The following is a 14,390-nucleotide window of genomic DNA, read 5'->3' as shown; positions in this document are numbered from 1 at the left end:
AAACCCATGCGGTGTCCCTATTGCGGCGGTTCCGAGACGCAGGTGAAGGACTCGCGGCCCTCCGAGGACGGCGCCGCGATCCGGCGCCGCCGGGTCTGCCCGGACTGCGCCGGCCGCTTCACCACCTTCGAGCGGGTGCAGCTGCGCGAGGTCGTGGTGCTCAAGCGTTCGGGCAAGCGCGTGCCCTTCGACCGGGACAAGCTCCAGCGCTCCATCGACGTGGCGCTCCGGAAGCGCGCGGTCGAGCCGGAGCGGATCGAGCGCTTGGTCAGCGGCATCACCCGGCAGCTCGAGAGCGCCGGCGAGCCGGAGGTGACCTCCGAGGCGATCGGCGAATTGGTGATGGCGGGGCTGAAAGGTCTCGACGACGTCGCCTACGTGCGCTTCGCCTCGGTCTACAAGAATTTCCGCGAGGCCAAGGATTTCGAGGCCCTGCTCGGCACCCTGGGCGACGGCACCCTGCCGCCGGAGGCCGCGCCGGACGCGGACCCTGAGATCGCGCCGGAGCCCCGGGCCCCGGGCCGCCGCCGCGCCGCCCGCCCATGAGCGACGATGCGACCTTCATGCGCCTCGCCCTGGCGCTGGGCCGGCGGGGTCTGGGCACCACGTGGCCGAACCCCTCGGTGGGCGCCGTCGTGGTCGAGCCGGGGACCGGCCGCATCCTCGGGACGGGGGCGACGGCGCCGGGCGGGCGCCCGCACGGGGAACCCCTGGCGCTCGCCGCCGCGGGGGACGCCGCCCGGGGCGCGACCCTCTACGTCACCCTGGAGCCCTGCTCGCATCACGGCCGCACGCCGCCCTGCACCGACGCGATCCTGGCCGCCGGGATCGCTCGGGTGGTCAGCGCCGTGGAGGATCCGGACCCGCGGGTGGCGGGGCGCGGCCATGCGCGCCTGCGCCAGGCCGGCGTGGCGGTCGAGACGGGTCTGCTGCGGGACGAAGCGGCGCGCGACCATATCGGCCATATCACCCGGGTGACGCGGGGCCGGCCGGCCGTACACCTCAAGCTCGCCCGCACCCGGGACGGTTTCTGCGCCGCCGCCGGCCCCGAGCGCCTGCGGATCACCGGCCCGGTGGCGGACGGGGCGGTGCATCTCTGGCGGGCCCATGCCGACGCGATCCTGATCGGCATCGGCACCGCCCGGGCCGACGATCCGTCGCTGACCGTGCGGCTTCCCGGGCTCGCCGGGCGCTCGCCCCTGCGGATCGTCCTCGACACGCATCTGCGGCTCTCGCCGGCGAGCGTCCTCGCCCGGACCGCCCGCGACACGCCGACCCTGGTGCTCGCCACCCGCTCAGCCCCCGCCCATGCCCGACGCGCCCTGGAGGCGCTGGGCGTCGCGGTCGCCACCGTCGCGGCGGACGCGGCCGGCGGGATCGACCTGCCGGCCGCGCTCGCGCATCTCGGCGCGCGCGGCCTGACCCGTCTGTGCAGCGAGGGTGGCCCCCGCCTTGCGGAGGCGCTGGCGCGCGCCGATCTGATCGAGGCCTGCACGCTGGTCACGGGACCGGCGGAGTTGGGCCCGGCCGGCGGCCTGCCGGCTCTGGGACCCGCCCTGACCGCTGCCCTGGCGGAGAGCGGGTTCCGCGAGATCGAGTCCCTGCGGCTCGGCCCCGACACGGCCGTGACCTACGAGCGCACCAGGAGTTGAGCGATGTTCACCGGTCTCGTCAGCGCCGTCGGCACGGTGGTCTCGGTCGCGGGTGAGGGCGACCTGCGCCGGGTCGCGATCCGCGCCCCCTACGATCCGGCCACGATCGCGCTGGGCGCCTCCATCGCCTGCGCGGGCCCGTGCCTCACGGCGGTATCGGTGGAGCCGGCCGAGGGCGGCTGCGTCTTCGCGGTGGACGCCGCCGCCGAGACGCTGATGCGGACCACGGTCGGCACCTGGGCCAGGGGCACGCGGATCAACCTCGAGCGCTCCCTGAGGATCGGCGACGAACTCGACGGCCACCTCGTCACCGGCCATGTCGACGGCCTCGCCGAGATCGTGGCGCGGGAGAGCGTCACCGCGGATGCCTGGGGCGCCAGCGAGCGCTTCACCCTGCGGGCGCCGGCGGCTCTGGCGAAGTTCATCGCCGAGAAGGGCTCGGTCTGCCTCGACGGCACCTCGCTCACCGTGAACGGCGTCACCGGCGACCGGTTCACGGTCCTGCTGATCCCGCACACCCTCCAGGTCACCACCTGGGGCGAGCGCCAGGAGGGCGACCGGCTCAACCTGGAGGTCGACCTGATCGCCCGCTACGCCGCCCGGCTCGCCGAGGCGCGGGCCTGAACTGGCCTCAGCGCGGCGGGATCGAGTAGGTCCCCGTGGCGTGACAGGCGAGATCGGCGCTGCCCGCGGCGGTGATCAGCACCTCGCCCACGGCGAGCCGGCGGCCGAGCTTGAGCAGGCGGCACTCCGCCAGGAGGTCGCCCGGGCCGGGCTTGCGCAGGAAGTTGAAGCTCAGGCTCGTGGTCACGGCGAGGGCCACCGGACCGGTATTGGCGAGGATCGCCGCGTAGAGGGCGTAATCGGCGAGCGCCATCATGGCCGGACCCGAGACCGTCCCGCCGGGGCGGAGGAAGCGCGCCTGCGCCTCCAGCCGCATCCGCGCCGTCAACGGACCCACCGCCTCGAGATGGTAGGCGCGGCCGCCCGCCTGCATCTGCGGGAATTCCCGGTCGAGGAACGCATTGGTCTCCGCGAGATTCAGGGTCGTGGCGGTCATGGAGCCTTGCAGCACGGGGGCGGCGGCGGTCGCCACAGGGTTGAAGGACGATCGCCTTTCCGCGCCCCATAGGGGCTAGCGGATTCAGAGATCGCGCGAAGGTTCGTTGCCGCTGCGAAGAGAAATCTCCTCGGCGCTGCGCCGCGCCTTCCCTCCGCCCCTGCGCGGGGGGAGGAAGACGCCCCTGGCACCGGTCGCCGCTCCCGTCCGGAAGCACCGTGTGAACCTCGTCCACCCCTCGGCAAAGGGAATCAGCGCCGCGTCTCTCCCCGCGGCTACCCGGCCGCGAACGCCCTACGCCATCGTGATGTAGTCGCGCAGCGCCTGGTGCTCGGCCTCGACGGTGGCGATCTTGCGCGCGACCACGTCGCCGATCGATACGAGGCCGATCAGATGCCCATCCTCGCAGATCGGCACGTGGCGGAAACGGCCGTCCGTCATCAGGCCCATCACCTCCTCGATCGTCGTGCTCTTTCCGCAGGTCGTGACGGCGCTGGTCATGTGGGCGGAGACGGGCGCGTCGAAGGCCGAGCCCCCGTGCCGGGCAAGCGCCCGCATGATGTCCCGCTCCGAGATGATGCCGGCCACCGACCCGTCGGCATGGGCCACAACCAGGGCCCCGATGCGCCGGTCGGCGAGGATCTGGATGACCTCCTCGAGGGTCCTGTCGGGGCTCACGGTGACGACGGAGCTGCCCTTCTCGGCGAGGATGCGTGCGACGGTCATGGCTCTCTCCCTTGCGATGCGTTCGGTGCGCTGTCGGCCGGGTAGACCCCGGCTCCTTCACATTATGGCGAGTGTGTGGCCGTTCCGATCGGTTGGCAAGGTGCTCAGGTGCGTGGCGCCTCCCGCGGGTCGAGCAGGGGGAACATCAGGAAGCCCACGATGAAGCCGCCGAGATGCGCGTCCCAGGCGACGGAGGCGCTCTCGCCCACCAGCGGAACGCTGACGAGGCCGAACAGCAGGTTGGTGACCAGCCAGATCGCCAGGAACGAGACCGCCGTCCGGTTGCGCAGGAGTTCGGGGATCGGCTCGACGGGGCGGCGCGGCGGCAATTGCCAGGGCGGACCGCCATAGCCGGAGACCGGCGGCTGGAACACGAAGCGGGCGGCGGCCGCCATCAGGGCCGAGATCCCCGCCGAGGCGCCGACCAGCGGCCCGGCACTCAGGGGATCAATCAGCAGGTGCAGCAGGCCGCCGGCCGCGGTTCCGGCAAGCGCGATCAGCCCGTACCGCCAGGCTCCGCAGCGGCGGGCCACCGGTGAACCGAAGGCGGCGAGCCACACGCTGTTGAAGATCACGTGCATCCACGAGCCGTGCAGCAGAGCGTAGGTGACCAGGCTCCAGGGCTGGAACGCGTGCTCGCCGACGATGTAGCGGGCGAACGCCTCGCGGGCCGCCTGCAGCCCGGGATCACCCGCATCGGCGGCCGCGCGAATCACCTCCGAGGCCTGACCGGGATCGAACCACAGCGTCCAGCGGGCCGGGACCAGGGCGAGGTCCAGGACGAGGCGGATGTCCCAGGTCTCCGGCAGCAGGAACTCGCGCACGGCCTGGATCGCCATGAGCACGCCGATCGAGAGCGTCACCACCCCCGGCATGTTGAATACGGGGACGCGGCTCTGCCGCGGGAATTCGGGGGAGGCATCCATCGCGGCACCATGTCGGGGCGCGGGGCGGGTGGGCAAGCCCCGGCGACGTATTGAATCCGGCGGATGCATCCTGCCGCGCCCGCCTTGGCTAGTTCCGGAGACTTGTAGAGACGTGCTCAGGTCTGATCGCCCGCGCGGGTGATCGGTTCCAGCGGGCGGCCGCCCCCGCGCCGGTCACCCGCGACGGCAGGGCGTCGCGATTGTCTCACCGGGTCCGAAGCGGTACGGCCGACGCACCCGGCCGGCACGGGGCGTGCGCCCGGACGCCGTGAGTGCCCGGAACGGTCGGCGACAGCCTCGCGGATGTGCCAGAACGATCCAGGGATGAACCAGAGGCGTTTAGAGTCGGGACACCGATGAAGCATCCCACCAGCCGCATGCTCCATGCTTACTGGGAGCGTCTGCGCGGAGATCGCGCCGCGCCGGAGCGCGCAGAGATCGAGCCGGGGGAGATCCGGCACCTTCTGGCCGACAGCCTGATCCTGGAACTCGACATGTCCGCCTGCTCGGCCACGGTCCGGCTCGCGGGGACGCGGGTCTGCGCCCTGTACGGCCGCGAGTTGAAGGGGCAATCCTTCACCCAGCTGTGGGGCGCGCAGGCGGCCGATCCCTGGCGGATCGTCGAGATCGTGGCCAGCGACACCCTCGGCGTCGTGGCCGGCCTGCGCGGCACCAACGGGGCCGGCGAGACGGCCGACCTCGAACTCCTGCTCCTGCCCCTGCGCCACCGCGGCCGCACGCAGGTCCGGGCGCTCGGCGCCCTCAGCCTCGATGGCGCGCCGCCCTGGATCGGCCTGCGCCCGCTGGTGGAGGCGGAAACCACCTCCCTGCGCATTCTGCCCAGCCGCCGGCCGGAGGCCGCGCCGCCGCCGCGCCCGGCCATCCGGTCGGGCGCCAGCTACCCGGGGCCCGTGCGCCGCGGCCATCTCCTCGTCCACGCCGGCGGCAGGGGGTGAGATCTCCGGTCGGTGCCGACGTCAATGGGAAGACTATAACGCTGAAAGGGAAAAAGGGTTTCGTAACAGTCCCGGTCTAGTCTGTAGCTTCGAAGATCGCGGCGGAGGACCAATCCCGGGATGATCGCGGTCGACCTCACCGCCGGAGCGGAACTGCGCGGAGTGCCTGATCCGGCGCGGGGCGCCTCGGACGAGCGCCGCCACCAGCGCGTGCGGATCGCCGTGCTCGGCCGCTACATGCTGGCGGACCGGCGCGAATATCCCTGCCGGACGGTGGACATGTCGCCGGGCGGCGTGCGCCTCGCCTGCGCGGTGCGGGGCGAGGTCGGCGAACGGGTCGTGCTCTATCTGGAATATATCGGCCGGATCGAGGGCGTGATCGCCCGCACCTGCGCGGACGGGTTCGCGGTCCAGCTCAACGCCACCCCGCGCAAGCGCGACAAGCTCGCCTCCCAGCTCACCTGGCTCGCCAACCGGGAGATGCTGGGCCTGCCGGAGGGGCGGTCCCACGAGCGCCTCGTGCCGACCCAGCCGGCGGTGGTCCTGCGCGTTGACGGCACCCAGGAGATCAAGGCCCGGCTCATCGACATCTCCATGTCGGGCGTCGCGATCGCCTGCCCGTTGTCGCTGCCCCTGGGGACCGCCGTGACCGTGGGCAGCACGCCGGGGCGGTTGGTGCGCTACTTCGAGGGCGGGTTCGGCGTGCAGTTCCTGCTGCCGCTCTCCCCCGACCGCTTCCATGCCGGGATGACGCTGTAGAGGCCGCCGCTCAGATCTTCTTGGCGAGCTGCGCCGCCGTGTCCTCGGCCGGGCGCGCGAGATCCAGGGCGCCGAGGAAGCGGTTCTGCGCATCCATCACGTACACGATGGCGGTGTGCTCCATCGTGTAGTCGCCCTCCTTGCCGGGGACCTTGCGGGCATAGGCGCGGTACGCCTTCTCGGTGGCGGCGACCTGCTCGGGGCTGCCGGTGAGCCCGGTGATGCGCGGATCGAAGCTCGACAGATAGGTCTTCAGGCTAGCCGGGTCGTCGCGCTCGGGGTCGACCGTGACGAAGGCCACCCGCATGTGCGCGGCCTTGGGACCCAGGGCGGCGAGCACATCCGAGACCTGCTGCAGGGTCGTTGGGCACACGTCCGGGCAATGGGTAAAGCCGAAGAACACCAGGTGCGTCGCCCCGGCGAAATCGCGCTCGGTGACGGTGCGGCCGTCCTGATCGACCAGGGTGAACGGACCGCCGACGCCGGGCACGCCCACCGGAGCCCGCTCAGGCATGAACGCGAACACCGCGGCCCCGGTGATGCCGACGAGGCCGAGGCAGAAGGCGAGGAGCGGGACGAGGGCGCGACGCATGGGACGGTTCCGACCTCCGGGCGGAGGCTGGCACAGCACAGAATCGCGCACGGAGGCAAGCCGGCCGGATGTCGCCGGCCCTCAGATCTGGCCCGTCAGGGCTTCGGCGCCGGCTCGCCCGCGGGGCTGGCGGGGGAGGCCCCCTTCGGCGGCTCCTTGCCGAGGTAGATGTATTCCGGCGCGGCCCGGAGCTGATCCTTGGTCGTGTCGATGCGCGCCTGCAGGCTCTTGCCGTCGGTGCGGTCGAGCTTCAGCACGGAGGGGTCGACGGCCACGTATTTCGAGCCGAGCCCCAGGAAGCCGCCGACCCCGATGATCCAGGACTTCACCGCGCCCTTCTGATCTAGGACGATGTCGGCGATCTGCCCGATCGTCTCGGCGGCGCCGTTCACCACGCTCGTGCCGATGAGCTTGCTGGCGACCATGTCGTCGGGGGTCTGGGCCACGAAGGTCGGGCGCAGGTTGTCGGCCATGGTGGCGGGCTGGCCGGGCACCGGCGCCGCGGCGCTGTCCGCGTTCGTTCCGGCATTCTGGGCCGAGGCGGTGGCGAGGCCGGCCAGCAGCAGGGCCGAGGCGAGGAGCGGGGTGCGCATCGGATCAGGTCTTTCGGGAAGGGCCGCGAACAAGGGTGGCGCCGCCTTAAGGTTCTGGCGGGGCTTAAGTTCCGCGGATCGGCGGCGCGTTCGGCGGATCGCCGGCCGCTTTGCCGGCTGAGCGTTGCCGCCGCGGGCCTTTGACGGTGCGGCGCCCAATCCCCACAAGGCGGACCCATGCTCCGCCTCGCCCTCTACCAGCCCGACATCCCCCAGAACACCGGCACGATGCTGCGCATGGCCGCTTGCCTCGGCCTCGCCGTGGAGATCGTGGAGCCCGCGGGCTTCGACGTCTCGGACCGGCACCTGCGCCGCTCCGGCCTCGACTATCTCGACCACGTGGCGATCACCCGGCACCGCGCCTTCGCGGCCTTCGAGGCGTGGCGGGCCGGGGCCGGCATCCGGCTCGTGCTCGCCACCACGGCGGGCGCCCTGCCCTACACGGATTTCGCCTTCCGCCCGGACGATTGCCTGATGGTCGGGCGCGAATCCGCCGGCGTGCCGGAGGCGGTGCATGCCGCCGCCGACGCCCGGGTGGTGGTGCCGATCCGGCCGGGCCTGCGCTCCCTCAACGTCGCGGTGGCGGCCGCGATGATCGCCGGGGAGGCCCTGCGGCAGACGGCGGAGCTATTGCGACCGGAGATCGAGGGCCCGCCCGGGCGCCCTTCAAGCGGTTCGTTTTCGGATTGATAAGGCAGTCTGGCCCGCACCGCCCGGGCGGAGCCCGCGCGCCGGTGCGGGCCGCGCTCGAGCCGCGGGCGCCCGAGCCGGAGGCGCGGCTCGACCGCCCCTACTCCGCCGGGGCGCCCTGCCCCCCCTTGATCGAGGAGGTCACGGCGTTCGGCACGCCGATCCCGGCGGCGGACGACGGGTCCTGGTTCGCCGCCGAGTGCGCCGCCGTGGTGCGGATGGCCGCCTCCTGAGCGGCCTCCTCCGCGAGCCGCCGCCGCTCCTCCGCGTAGCCCCCGGCGATGACGAGATCGACCAGCCGCCGGGTCAGCCGGAAGGCCAGCCAGAACAGGGCGAGGCAGACGGCCGTCGCGGCGGCGGCCTTGAGCGGGTCCACGGGACTCCTCCGGAGATCTCCCCTATGTCGGGGCCCTCCTTGAACCGCGGCCGATCGCGTTGCAATTGGACTTCGCGCCGAGATCGGCCCCAGACCATGTCGTGTCGCGCTCCCGTGCCGGACCCGGTGACCCGGCGCGGGAGCCCCCCTGATCAGGCGGATCCCTTGCGCGAGACCTTCCACATCGAAGTCCTCGGACCGGAACCCGACGAGGTCCAGACGCGGATCTCCGTGCGCGTCGGCACCCTCGCGGGCGCCCAGGAGCGGGCGCTGCGGCTGTTCGCCCGCGCCCGGGTGCCGCAGCGGTCGGGCGAGCCGGCCCAGGCGGTCCGGGTCATCGACGGCGCCGGCCGGGAGGTGTTCTATCGCTCGCGCTTCGACGAGGGGGATTGAGGCGTCCGGAGTCCCGCCATGCGCACGGCCCTGATCCTGCCGGCCCTCGTCCTCGCGGCCTGCGCGCTGTTCCTGCGCAGCTACACCCTGCCCCCGGCCCCCGACCGGCGGGGCGGCACGACGCTCCTGCTGTCCTGGCCGGATCGCCCGGTCTTCGGCAGCCCGCGCGCCGCCTGCCTCGCGGCCCCGGCGGACCAGCCGGTCCTGCCCTGCCTGATCGCCTCGGTCACCCGCGCCCGCGACGACGGGATCGCGCTGGCACAGCTGCCGTTCTGCGCGACCTGCTACGCCCTGTCGGGGCGGATCGCGGTCATCGGCCGGGACGAGGCGGCGACGCGGGCGCGGCTCGGAGAGATCGCCCGGTTCGGCTGGTGAGGCGGGCCCGGGCCACGGCCGCGCGAGCCCGCTCCAGCGCCCGGGCCAGCGGGAACAGGGGATCGTGCCCGGCCGCGACCAGGAGATGGGCGATCGGCCGGCGCTCCGTCCAGAAGGTGGAGCCGAGGGCGAAATCCGGCGGGGCGCAGGAATCGATCCGGTCGATGTCCCACGCGCCGGAAACCACCGCCGCGGTCAGGCGGTGGACGAGCTGGACACCGGGGGCTCCCTCCGTTTCCGTCTCGTCGTGGGCGATCTTCAGGACCCAGGCCTCGGAGCCGGTGACCGGCAGGATCAGGGAGGCGAGCGTCCGGCCCGCCCGGCGCAGGCGGGCGATCCGGACCCCGTCCGCGGCGCCGAGATCGGCCAGGGCGGCGCGCAGGAAGGCGACCTCCGCCGGCCGCTGACCCAGGCCGGTGCCGGCCCGATCCTTCCAGCCGGCCGCTTCGAGGGCGACGTGCTCGTCCAGGGCGCGGTCGAGGCCGGCCGGCGTGTCCACCATCTCCAGGGCCACGGCGCCCTCCGTCTCCAGGCGCGCCTGGGCACGGCGCAGCTTGCGCCGCCTCTGGCCGGAGAGGTGGCCGAGATAGGCCGCCCGCGCCTCCGGCGTGCGGGCGGTCAGGTCGAGCAGGCCGCGGGCATGCGGCCAATAGGCGGCACGGACCGCCCCGCGCGCCGCCAGAAGCTGCGCCAGGGGCCCGTCGGCGGGGGCGTTCGGCAGGAGAAGCCGGGGGGGCAGGCCCAGCGCCCGGGGCGCGGCGAGCAGACCCGCGAGCGCCGTCTCCGGATCGGCGCCGTCGAGGAGCGGCGCGCCGAACGGACAGTAGCCGTGGGTCCAGCCCATCAGCAGCGGAAGCGGCAGGCCCCAGCGTCGCCGCGACACCCGGAACGGCCAGGCGGCGCGGAACCGCGCGCCCGGCTCCTCGGGGGGCCGGTCGGCGACGATCAGGAGACGCACCCCCGCCCCGAAGGCCCCGCGGGCGGCGAGCGCGTAGCCCGCCTCGTAGAACGGGTTCCGGATGCGGGCGGCGGCGCCCAGCGCCCGCCAGGCCGGGATCCAGGCCGCCGCCGGATCCAGGGGCCGGATCGCCGCGACCAGGCCCTGCGGGAGTGCGGCGGTGTCCGGCACTGCGACGCCGTCAGGTCGCGAGCCGGTGGCGGATCGCGCCCGCGAAGCCCAGCACGTCGTAGCGCCACGCGGCGGCCCCGGCCCCGGCGGCGAGCAGGACCATGCGCAGCACCTGCCCCGGGGGCAGGAGGCCGCCCGGCATCAGGGCGATTCCGGCATTCACGGCGCCGCAGGCCAGGGCGAGCCCGGCGATGCCGGCCATGTCGGCCAGGGGCAGCGGCATCGTCGTGCCCTCCCGCCTCGCGCCGAACACCAGCACGAGGCAGGCCGCGCTCTGCCCCCCGGCGAAGGCGAGCGCCGCCCCGGGGGCGCCGAAGGTCGGGATCAGCAGGAGCGAGAGCGCCGCCACGGTGGCCAGGGTGGCGAAGGCGGCCGCCGCCTCGAGACCGCTGGTCCGGGTGAAGTAGATCACCTGTCCGAAATAATAGGCGCGGAACATCATCAGGATGCTGGCCAGGACCAGCACCGGGGCGAGCTGGCGGGCCTCGGCCCGGTAGTCGGGCCCGAGCAACACGGTGACCACGAGCTCGTCGAAGCAGAGGAAGAACACGGCGCCGAAGGCCGCGATCAGCGTCATCGCCCGGGCGGCGTCGCTCAGCACCCCCGAGGCCGCCTCCATGCCGCCGGTCCGCGCCTCGCGCTTGGCGATCGAGATCAGCGACAGGGCGATCGCCTCGCCGAACACGATGAAGCTCTGCCGCAGGAAGTCGGCCAGCGCCCCGTAGGCGCCGAGCCCCGCCGGCCCCACCGTCTTGGCGATGATCAGCCGGTCGAGGCTCTGGGCCAGGGCCGCGGTCCCGAAGGAGAGCACCAGGGGCCAGCCATAGGTGAACAGGCGCAGGGCCTCAGCCCGGCTGCCGCGGCCGGGCATCATCGGCGCGATGGTGGCGGCGGCCGGGAGCGAGGCGACCGCGTTGGCGGTCGCCACCGCGAAGGCGAGGTCGAGCGGATCGGCCGCGCGGTGCAGCGCCAGGCTGCCGAGGCCGAGGATCAGGACCGCCCGGCTCATCACCGAGGCCGCCACCGCCCCGACCCGCAGGCGCGTGCGCGCGATCTCGGTAGCGCCCTCGAACAGGGTGGTGCCGCAGGCCAGCGCCAGGATCGCGGCCGCCATCCGGCCCGGAACCAGGCCGAGCCCGGCCGCCAGCACGCTGCCGAGCCCGGCCAGCAGCAGCGTACCGGCCAGGATGCGCACCACGGTGCCGATCTGGGCGGGCTCGCGGGCCTCGTCGTAGAGGGCGAAGAACGCGAATTTCGGCCACTGGCAGGTCGCCCCGTAGAGCACCAGCGCCCAGGACAGGACGTACAGGTAGGTGCCGTAGCTCGCCGCCGGCGCGAGCCGGGTGAACACCGCCACCGAGGCCATGTTCAGGGCGGCGGCGAAGCCGCGCGAGCCGACATAGATCAGGCTGTGCCGGGCGATCATGATCGTGGCTCGGAGGCTCGTGTCCTCTCGCCCCGCTGGCCTATGATTTTCACAGGCCCGGATTGAAGCAGGGCGCGGACACCGCGCATCACCCTCCCCCCTCTGCGGGGGAGGGTGGCCCCCGAAGGGGATCGGGTCGGGACGAAGTCCCACAAGGGGGGAGCGACGGTGCAGAAGGAAGCGTAAGCCTTCATGAGGGCCACGCCCTTTTCTGAGCCCGCGCTCCCGAGCGGCCAGGGCGGGCGCGCGGATCCTTCACAGGCATGCGCCAACCCTGCCCCGCCCTGGCACGGTCCGGTCCCGCGACGGGACGTATGGCGAGAGCCTGATGCATGACGGCCCGACCGGTGCAGCCGCCATGCCGGGCCATCAGCCCGCCCGCCGGATCAGGGACGTGCCGGTCATCTCGGCCGGCTGGTCAAGGCCCATCAGGGCCAGCAGCGTCGGGGCCACGTCGGCCAGCCGGCCATCGGCCAGGGACACCCCGTCGACGCCCACGAGCGTCACGGGGACCGGGTTGAGGGTGTGGGCGGTGTGCGGCTCGCCGGTCTCGGGATCGCGCATCGTCTCGCAATTGCCGTGGTCGGCGGTGATGAGCAGCGCCCCGCCCTGGGCCGTCACCGCCTCCACCACCCGGCCGAGGCAGGCATCGACGGTCTCCACGGCCTTCACGGCGGCCGCGAGGCTGCCGGTATGGCCGACCATGTCGGGATTGGCGAAGTTCAGGATGATGAGGTCGTAGGCCCCCGAGCCGATCGCCGCCACGGCACGGTCGGTCAGCTCCGCGGCCGACATCTCCGGCTGGAGATCGTAGGTCGCGACCTTCGGCGACGGCACCAGGACCGCGTCCTGGCCCGGGAAGGGAGCCTCGAGCCCGCCGTTCATGAAGTAGGTGACGTGGGGGTACTTCTCCGTCTCGGCCATGCGCAGCTGGGTCCGCCCGGCCCGGGCGACCGTCTCGCCGAGACCGTTCGGCAGGTCGAGGGGCCCGAACAGGGTCTCGGCGAAGGCGTCGATCTCGAGGCTGTACTGGACGATGCCCAGGGCGGCGGCGAACCGGATCGTCCCCGCGCGGGGGAAGCCCGCGAAGGCCGGATCGAGGAGGGCCTCCAGGATCTGCCGGGTCCGGTCAGCCCGGAAGTTGAAGCTCAGGAGGCCGTCGCCGTCGCGCATGCCGGCGAAGTCGCCGATGACGGCGGGCCGCATGAACTCGTCCGAGACGTCCGCCGCGTAGGCCGCGGCAACCGCCTGCCCCGCCCGCGCGAACCGGGTCCCGCGCCCGGCGGTGAGGGCATCGTAGGCGATCTGGACCCGCTCCCAGCGCCGGTCGCGGTCCATCCCGAAATAGCGGCCGCACAGGGTGGCGATCCGCGCCCCCGGCGGCAGGGCGGTCTCCACCGCGGCGATGCAGGCGGCGGCGGAACGGGGCGGCATGTCGCGCCCGTCCGTGAAGCCGTGGAGCCGGACCGGCACGCCCGCCGCGACCAGCAGGCGGGCTAGCGCCACCGCGTGGTCCTGATGGGCGTGGACGCCGCCCGGGGACAGGAGGCCGACGAGGTGGCAGGTCCCGCCGGAGGCGCGCAGGCGCTCGATGAACCGGCCCAGGGCCGGGTTCGCGGCCAGCGACCCGTCCGCGACGGCGGTGTCGATGCGCGGCAGATCCTGCAGGACCACGCGGCCGGCGCCGATATTGAGATGGCCGACTTCGGAATTGCCCATCTGCCCCTCGGGCAGGCCGACATCGGCCCCGAAGGTCCGCAGCCGCGCCCGGGGGCGCTCCCGCATCAGCCCGTCGAAGACCGGCGTCCGGGCCTGGCCGACGGCGTTGTCGGCGATCTCCTCCCGGAGGCCCCATCCGTCGAGGATCACGAGCATCACGGGGCGCGGGGTGCTGTCGGGCACGGTCACGACTCTCCTGGGCTTTCGGCGCGCAGCCGGGTCCTGCGGGCCGCGCGAGGCCGGACCCATGCGCGTGTCGATAATCGGCTTGGCCGCGCGAGACCACAGCCGCGGAGGCGGATCCGGTCACGGCCATGCGAAAGCGTCCCGATTCTGACAGCGCCGACTACGCATCAACGGGACCGCGGCATCGACGGGACCGCGGCATCGACGGGACCGCGGCATCGACGGGACCGCGGCATCAACGGGACCGCGGCATCAACGGGACCGCGGGCGCCCCCCGACCCGCCGGATCCCGGCGACCGTCCGATTTTCCGGCTCGGATCGTCGATGGCGGCGACCCGATGACCTCGAAGCCCCCCCCTGGAGACTGACCAGGGATAACCGGAGCGAGAATACCTTGACTGATTGGCGCGGCTTCCAGGTCGTGCTAACTTGTCGAATGTGCTTGACAGGGATTCACCTGCCGTGTCCTCGCCCGAAATCGTGAGTTCCGAGACGAGCGCGGATCTGGCACTCGACATGGTCGGCCGGGCCTACCTGGCTCTGGCACTTCTCTACGAAACGGCTCATCCGGGGGAGTTCGACGACGTTCAGCGAAAGATCCGCGCGTTCGTCGAGGACAATTTCCGCATCGTCCAGGACATGAACCGGGGCGAAACTCTCACCGCCGGGACCGTCGAGGGCGCGTCTCACCTTGTGAACAGCATCCTGACCGAGGCCGAGAACAAGATCGCGGCAATGATTCGGCCATCCCGGCATATGCGCGGTCAGACCATTACTTGATTTCGCGCGCCGAGATCGGCAAGTGTTGCAGTCGAGCCATAATCCGGCGATA

At 73.0% G+C, this 14,390-nt stretch carries 18 protein-coding genes; 9 read left to right on the top strand and 9 right to left on the bottom strand.

All coding sequences use genetic code 11. The features are described 5' to 3' along the window. The first annotated feature begins 6 nt into the window (after positions 1-6). The 3 genes from nrdR to AC3IF1_RS06120 are packed head-to-tail and all read left to right on the top strand — an operon-like array spanning position 7 to position 2,276. The gene (nrdR, locus tag AC3IF1_RS06130; protein WP_489216551.1) at positions 7-546 is read left to right on the top strand and encodes a transcriptional regulator NrdR; all 540 of its coding nucleotides are present in this window, start codon (positions 7-9) and stop codon (positions 544-546) included. Then, the gene (gene ribD / locus AC3IF1_RS06125) at positions 543-1,652 is read left to right on the top strand and encodes a bifunctional diaminohydroxyphosphoribosylaminopyrimidine deaminase/5-amino-6-(5-phosphoribosylamino)uracil reductase RibD (protein WP_489216549.1); all 1,110 of its coding nucleotides are present in this window, start codon (positions 543-545) and stop codon (positions 1,650-1,652) included. The genes nrdR and ribD overlap by 4 nt, the downstream gene beginning before the upstream one ends. A gap of 3 nt (positions 1,653-1,655) precedes the next feature. Further along, positions 1,656-2,276: a riboflavin synthase gene (locus tag AC3IF1_RS06120; protein WP_489216548.1), complete on the top strand. Its 621-nt coding sequence runs from the start codon at positions 1,656-1,658 to the stop codon at positions 2,274-2,276. Positions 2,277-2,283: 7 nt separating this feature from the next. On the opposite strand, the gene AC3IF1_RS06115 is transcribed toward AC3IF1_RS06120, so the two are convergent. The 3 genes from AC3IF1_RS06115 to AC3IF1_RS06105 form a co-directional block, all read right to left on the bottom strand. Further along, positions 2,284-2,712 (bottom strand): PaaI family thioesterase, encoded by a 429-nt coding sequence (locus tag AC3IF1_RS06115; protein ID WP_489216546.1) that lies wholly within the window; start codon positions 2,710-2,712, stop codon positions 2,284-2,286. A 294-nt stretch (positions 2,713-3,006) separates the two neighbouring features. Further along, on the bottom strand, positions 3,007-3,438 hold the full coding sequence (locus AC3IF1_RS06110) for a CBS domain-containing protein (RefSeq protein ID WP_243973284.1): 432 nt from the start codon (positions 3,436-3,438) through the stop codon (positions 3,007-3,009). A 104-nt stretch (positions 3,439-3,542) separates the two neighbouring features. Next, positions 3,543-4,364, bottom strand: a complete 822-nt coding sequence (locus AC3IF1_RS06105; RefSeq protein WP_243973282.1) for a rhomboid family intramembrane serine protease — start codon at positions 4,362-4,364, stop codon at positions 3,543-3,545. A gap of 356 nt (positions 4,365-4,720) precedes the next feature. Here AC3IF1_RS06105 and AC3IF1_RS06100 point away from each other — a divergent pair, with 356 nt between their 5' ends. Both AC3IF1_RS06100 and AC3IF1_RS06095 read left to right on the top strand, forming a co-directional pair. Then, on the top strand, positions 4,721-5,320 hold the full coding sequence (locus tag AC3IF1_RS06100) for a PAS domain-containing protein (RefSeq protein ID WP_489216543.1): 600 nt from the start codon (positions 4,721-4,723) through the stop codon (positions 5,318-5,320). A gap of 120 nt (positions 5,321-5,440) precedes the next feature. Then, positions 5,441-6,079: a PilZ domain-containing protein gene (locus tag AC3IF1_RS06095; protein WP_243973277.1), complete on the top strand. Its 639-nt coding sequence runs from the start codon at positions 5,441-5,443 to the stop codon at positions 6,077-6,079. A 10-nt stretch (positions 6,080-6,089) separates the two neighbouring features. Here AC3IF1_RS06095 and AC3IF1_RS06090 read toward each other — a convergent pair whose 3' ends face one another. Both AC3IF1_RS06090 and AC3IF1_RS06085 read right to left on the bottom strand, forming a co-directional pair. Next, positions 6,090-6,671: an SCO family protein gene (locus tag AC3IF1_RS06090; protein ID WP_489216541.1), complete on the bottom strand. Its 582-nt coding sequence runs from the start codon at positions 6,669-6,671 to the stop codon at positions 6,090-6,092. A gap of 95 nt (positions 6,672-6,766) precedes the next feature. Next, on the bottom strand, positions 6,767-7,264 hold the full coding sequence (locus AC3IF1_RS06085; RefSeq protein ID WP_489216539.1) for a PRC-barrel domain-containing protein: 498 nt from the start codon (positions 7,262-7,264) through the stop codon (positions 6,767-6,769). A gap of 177 nt (positions 7,265-7,441) precedes the next feature. Between AC3IF1_RS06085 and AC3IF1_RS06080 the strand changes: the two genes are divergently transcribed. Then, positions 7,442-7,954 carry a tRNA (cytidine(34)-2'-O)-methyltransferase gene (locus AC3IF1_RS06080; RefSeq protein WP_489216537.1) on the top strand — a complete coding sequence of 171 codons (513 nt, stop codon included), beginning with the start codon at positions 7,442-7,444 and terminating at the stop codon, positions 7,952-7,954. Between the two features lie 100 nt (positions 7,955-8,054). Here the strand turns inward: AC3IF1_RS06080 and AC3IF1_RS06075 are convergent, their stop codons facing one another. Then, a complete protein-coding gene (locus AC3IF1_RS06075; RefSeq protein ID WP_489216535.1) occupies positions 8,055-8,330 on the bottom strand; it encodes a hypothetical protein in 276 nt (91 codons plus the stop codon). Positions 8,331-8,495: 165 nt separating this feature from the next. Between AC3IF1_RS06075 and AC3IF1_RS06070 the strand changes: the two genes are divergently transcribed. Continuing rightward, entirely contained in the window at positions 8,496-8,723 is a 228-nt protein-coding gene (locus AC3IF1_RS06070; protein ID WP_243973268.1) for a hypothetical protein, read from the top strand. 18 nt (positions 8,724-8,741) lie between these two features. After that, the gene (locus AC3IF1_RS06065; protein WP_489216533.1) at positions 8,742-9,098 is read left to right on the top strand and encodes a hypothetical protein; all 357 of its coding nucleotides are present in this window, start codon (positions 8,742-8,744) and stop codon (positions 9,096-9,098) included. Here AC3IF1_RS06065 and AC3IF1_RS06060 read toward each other — a convergent pair. The 3 genes from AC3IF1_RS06060 to gpmI form a co-directional block, all read right to left on the bottom strand. Further along, entirely contained in the window at positions 9,034-10,227 is a 1,194-nt protein-coding gene (locus tag AC3IF1_RS06060) for a GNAT family N-acetyltransferase (RefSeq protein ID WP_489216531.1), read from the bottom strand. The genes AC3IF1_RS06065 and AC3IF1_RS06060 overlap by 65 nt on opposite strands. A 10-nt stretch (positions 10,228-10,237) precedes the next feature. Then, positions 10,238-11,653 (bottom strand): lipopolysaccharide biosynthesis protein, encoded by a 1,416-nt coding sequence (locus tag AC3IF1_RS06055; RefSeq protein ID WP_489216529.1) that lies wholly within the window; start codon positions 11,651-11,653, stop codon positions 10,238-10,240. Positions 11,654-12,022: 369 nt separating this feature from the next. Further along, on the bottom strand, positions 12,023-13,528 hold the full coding sequence (gene gpmI, locus AC3IF1_RS06050) for a 2,3-bisphosphoglycerate-independent phosphoglycerate mutase (protein WP_489220330.1): 1,506 nt from the start codon (positions 13,526-13,528) through the stop codon (positions 12,023-12,025). Positions 13,529-14,020: 492 nt separating this feature from the next. On the opposite strand from gpmI, the gene AC3IF1_RS06045 reads away from it, so the two are divergent. Beyond that, positions 14,021-14,338, top strand: a complete 318-nt coding sequence (locus AC3IF1_RS06045) for a hypothetical protein (RefSeq protein WP_489216527.1) — start codon at positions 14,021-14,023, stop codon at positions 14,336-14,338. Positions 14,339-14,390 lie beyond the last annotated feature (52 nt).

Source organism: Methylobacterium sp. E-012 (assembly GCF_057836545.1).
Note: the sequence above shows the minus strand (reverse complement) of the source record. Positions and strands in the feature narration are given on the sequence as shown.

What these genes read in the sequence shown, in the direction of transcription:
- AC3IF1_RS06090 (WP_489216541.1), bottom strand. Translation starts at nt 6,671, where the DNA reads ATGCGTCGCGCCCTCGTCCCGCTCCTCGCCTTCTGCCTCGGCCTCGTC.
- ribD (WP_489216549.1), top strand. Translation starts at nt 543, where the DNA reads ATGAGCGACGATGCGACCTTCATGCGCCTCGCCCTGGCGCTGGGCCGG.
- AC3IF1_RS06115 (WP_489216546.1), bottom strand. Translation starts at nt 2,712, where the DNA reads ATGACCGCCACGACCCTGAATCTCGCGGAGACCAATGCGTTCCTCGAC.
- gpmI (WP_489220330.1), bottom strand. Translation starts at nt 13,528, where the DNA reads ATGCTCGTGATCCTCGACGGATGGGGCCTCCGGGAGGAGATCGCCGAC.
- AC3IF1_RS06095 (WP_243973277.1), top strand. Translation starts at nt 5,441, where the DNA reads ATGATCGCGGTCGACCTCACCGCCGGAGCGGAACTGCGCGGAGTGCCT.
- AC3IF1_RS06080 (WP_489216537.1), top strand. Translation starts at nt 7,442, where the DNA reads ATGCTCCGCCTCGCCCTCTACCAGCCCGACATCCCCCAGAACACCGGC.
- AC3IF1_RS06085 (WP_489216539.1), bottom strand. Translation starts at nt 7,264, where the DNA reads ATGCGCACCCCGCTCCTCGCCTCGGCCCTGCTGCTGGCCGGCCTCGCC.
- AC3IF1_RS06110 (WP_243973284.1), bottom strand. Translation starts at nt 3,438, where the DNA reads ATGACCGTCGCACGCATCCTCGCCGAGAAGGGCAGCTCCGTCGTCACC.
- nrdR (WP_489216551.1), top strand. Translation starts at nt 7, where the DNA reads ATGCGGTGTCCCTATTGCGGCGGTTCCGAGACGCAGGTGAAGGACTCG.
- AC3IF1_RS06105 (WP_243973282.1), bottom strand. Translation starts at nt 4,364, where the DNA reads ATGGATGCCTCCCCCGAATTCCCGCGGCAGAGCCGCGTCCCCGTATTC.
- AC3IF1_RS06100 (WP_489216543.1), top strand. Translation starts at nt 4,721, where the DNA reads ATGAAGCATCCCACCAGCCGCATGCTCCATGCTTACTGGGAGCGTCTG.
- AC3IF1_RS06120 (WP_489216548.1), top strand. Translation starts at nt 1,656, where the DNA reads ATGTTCACCGGTCTCGTCAGCGCCGTCGGCACGGTGGTCTCGGTCGCG.
- AC3IF1_RS06065 (WP_489216533.1), top strand. Translation starts at nt 8,742, where the DNA reads ATGCGCACGGCCCTGATCCTGCCGGCCCTCGTCCTCGCGGCCTGCGCG.
- AC3IF1_RS06055 (WP_489216529.1), bottom strand. Translation starts at nt 11,653, where the DNA reads ATGATCGCCCGGCACAGCCTGATCTATGTCGGCTCGCGCGGCTTCGCC.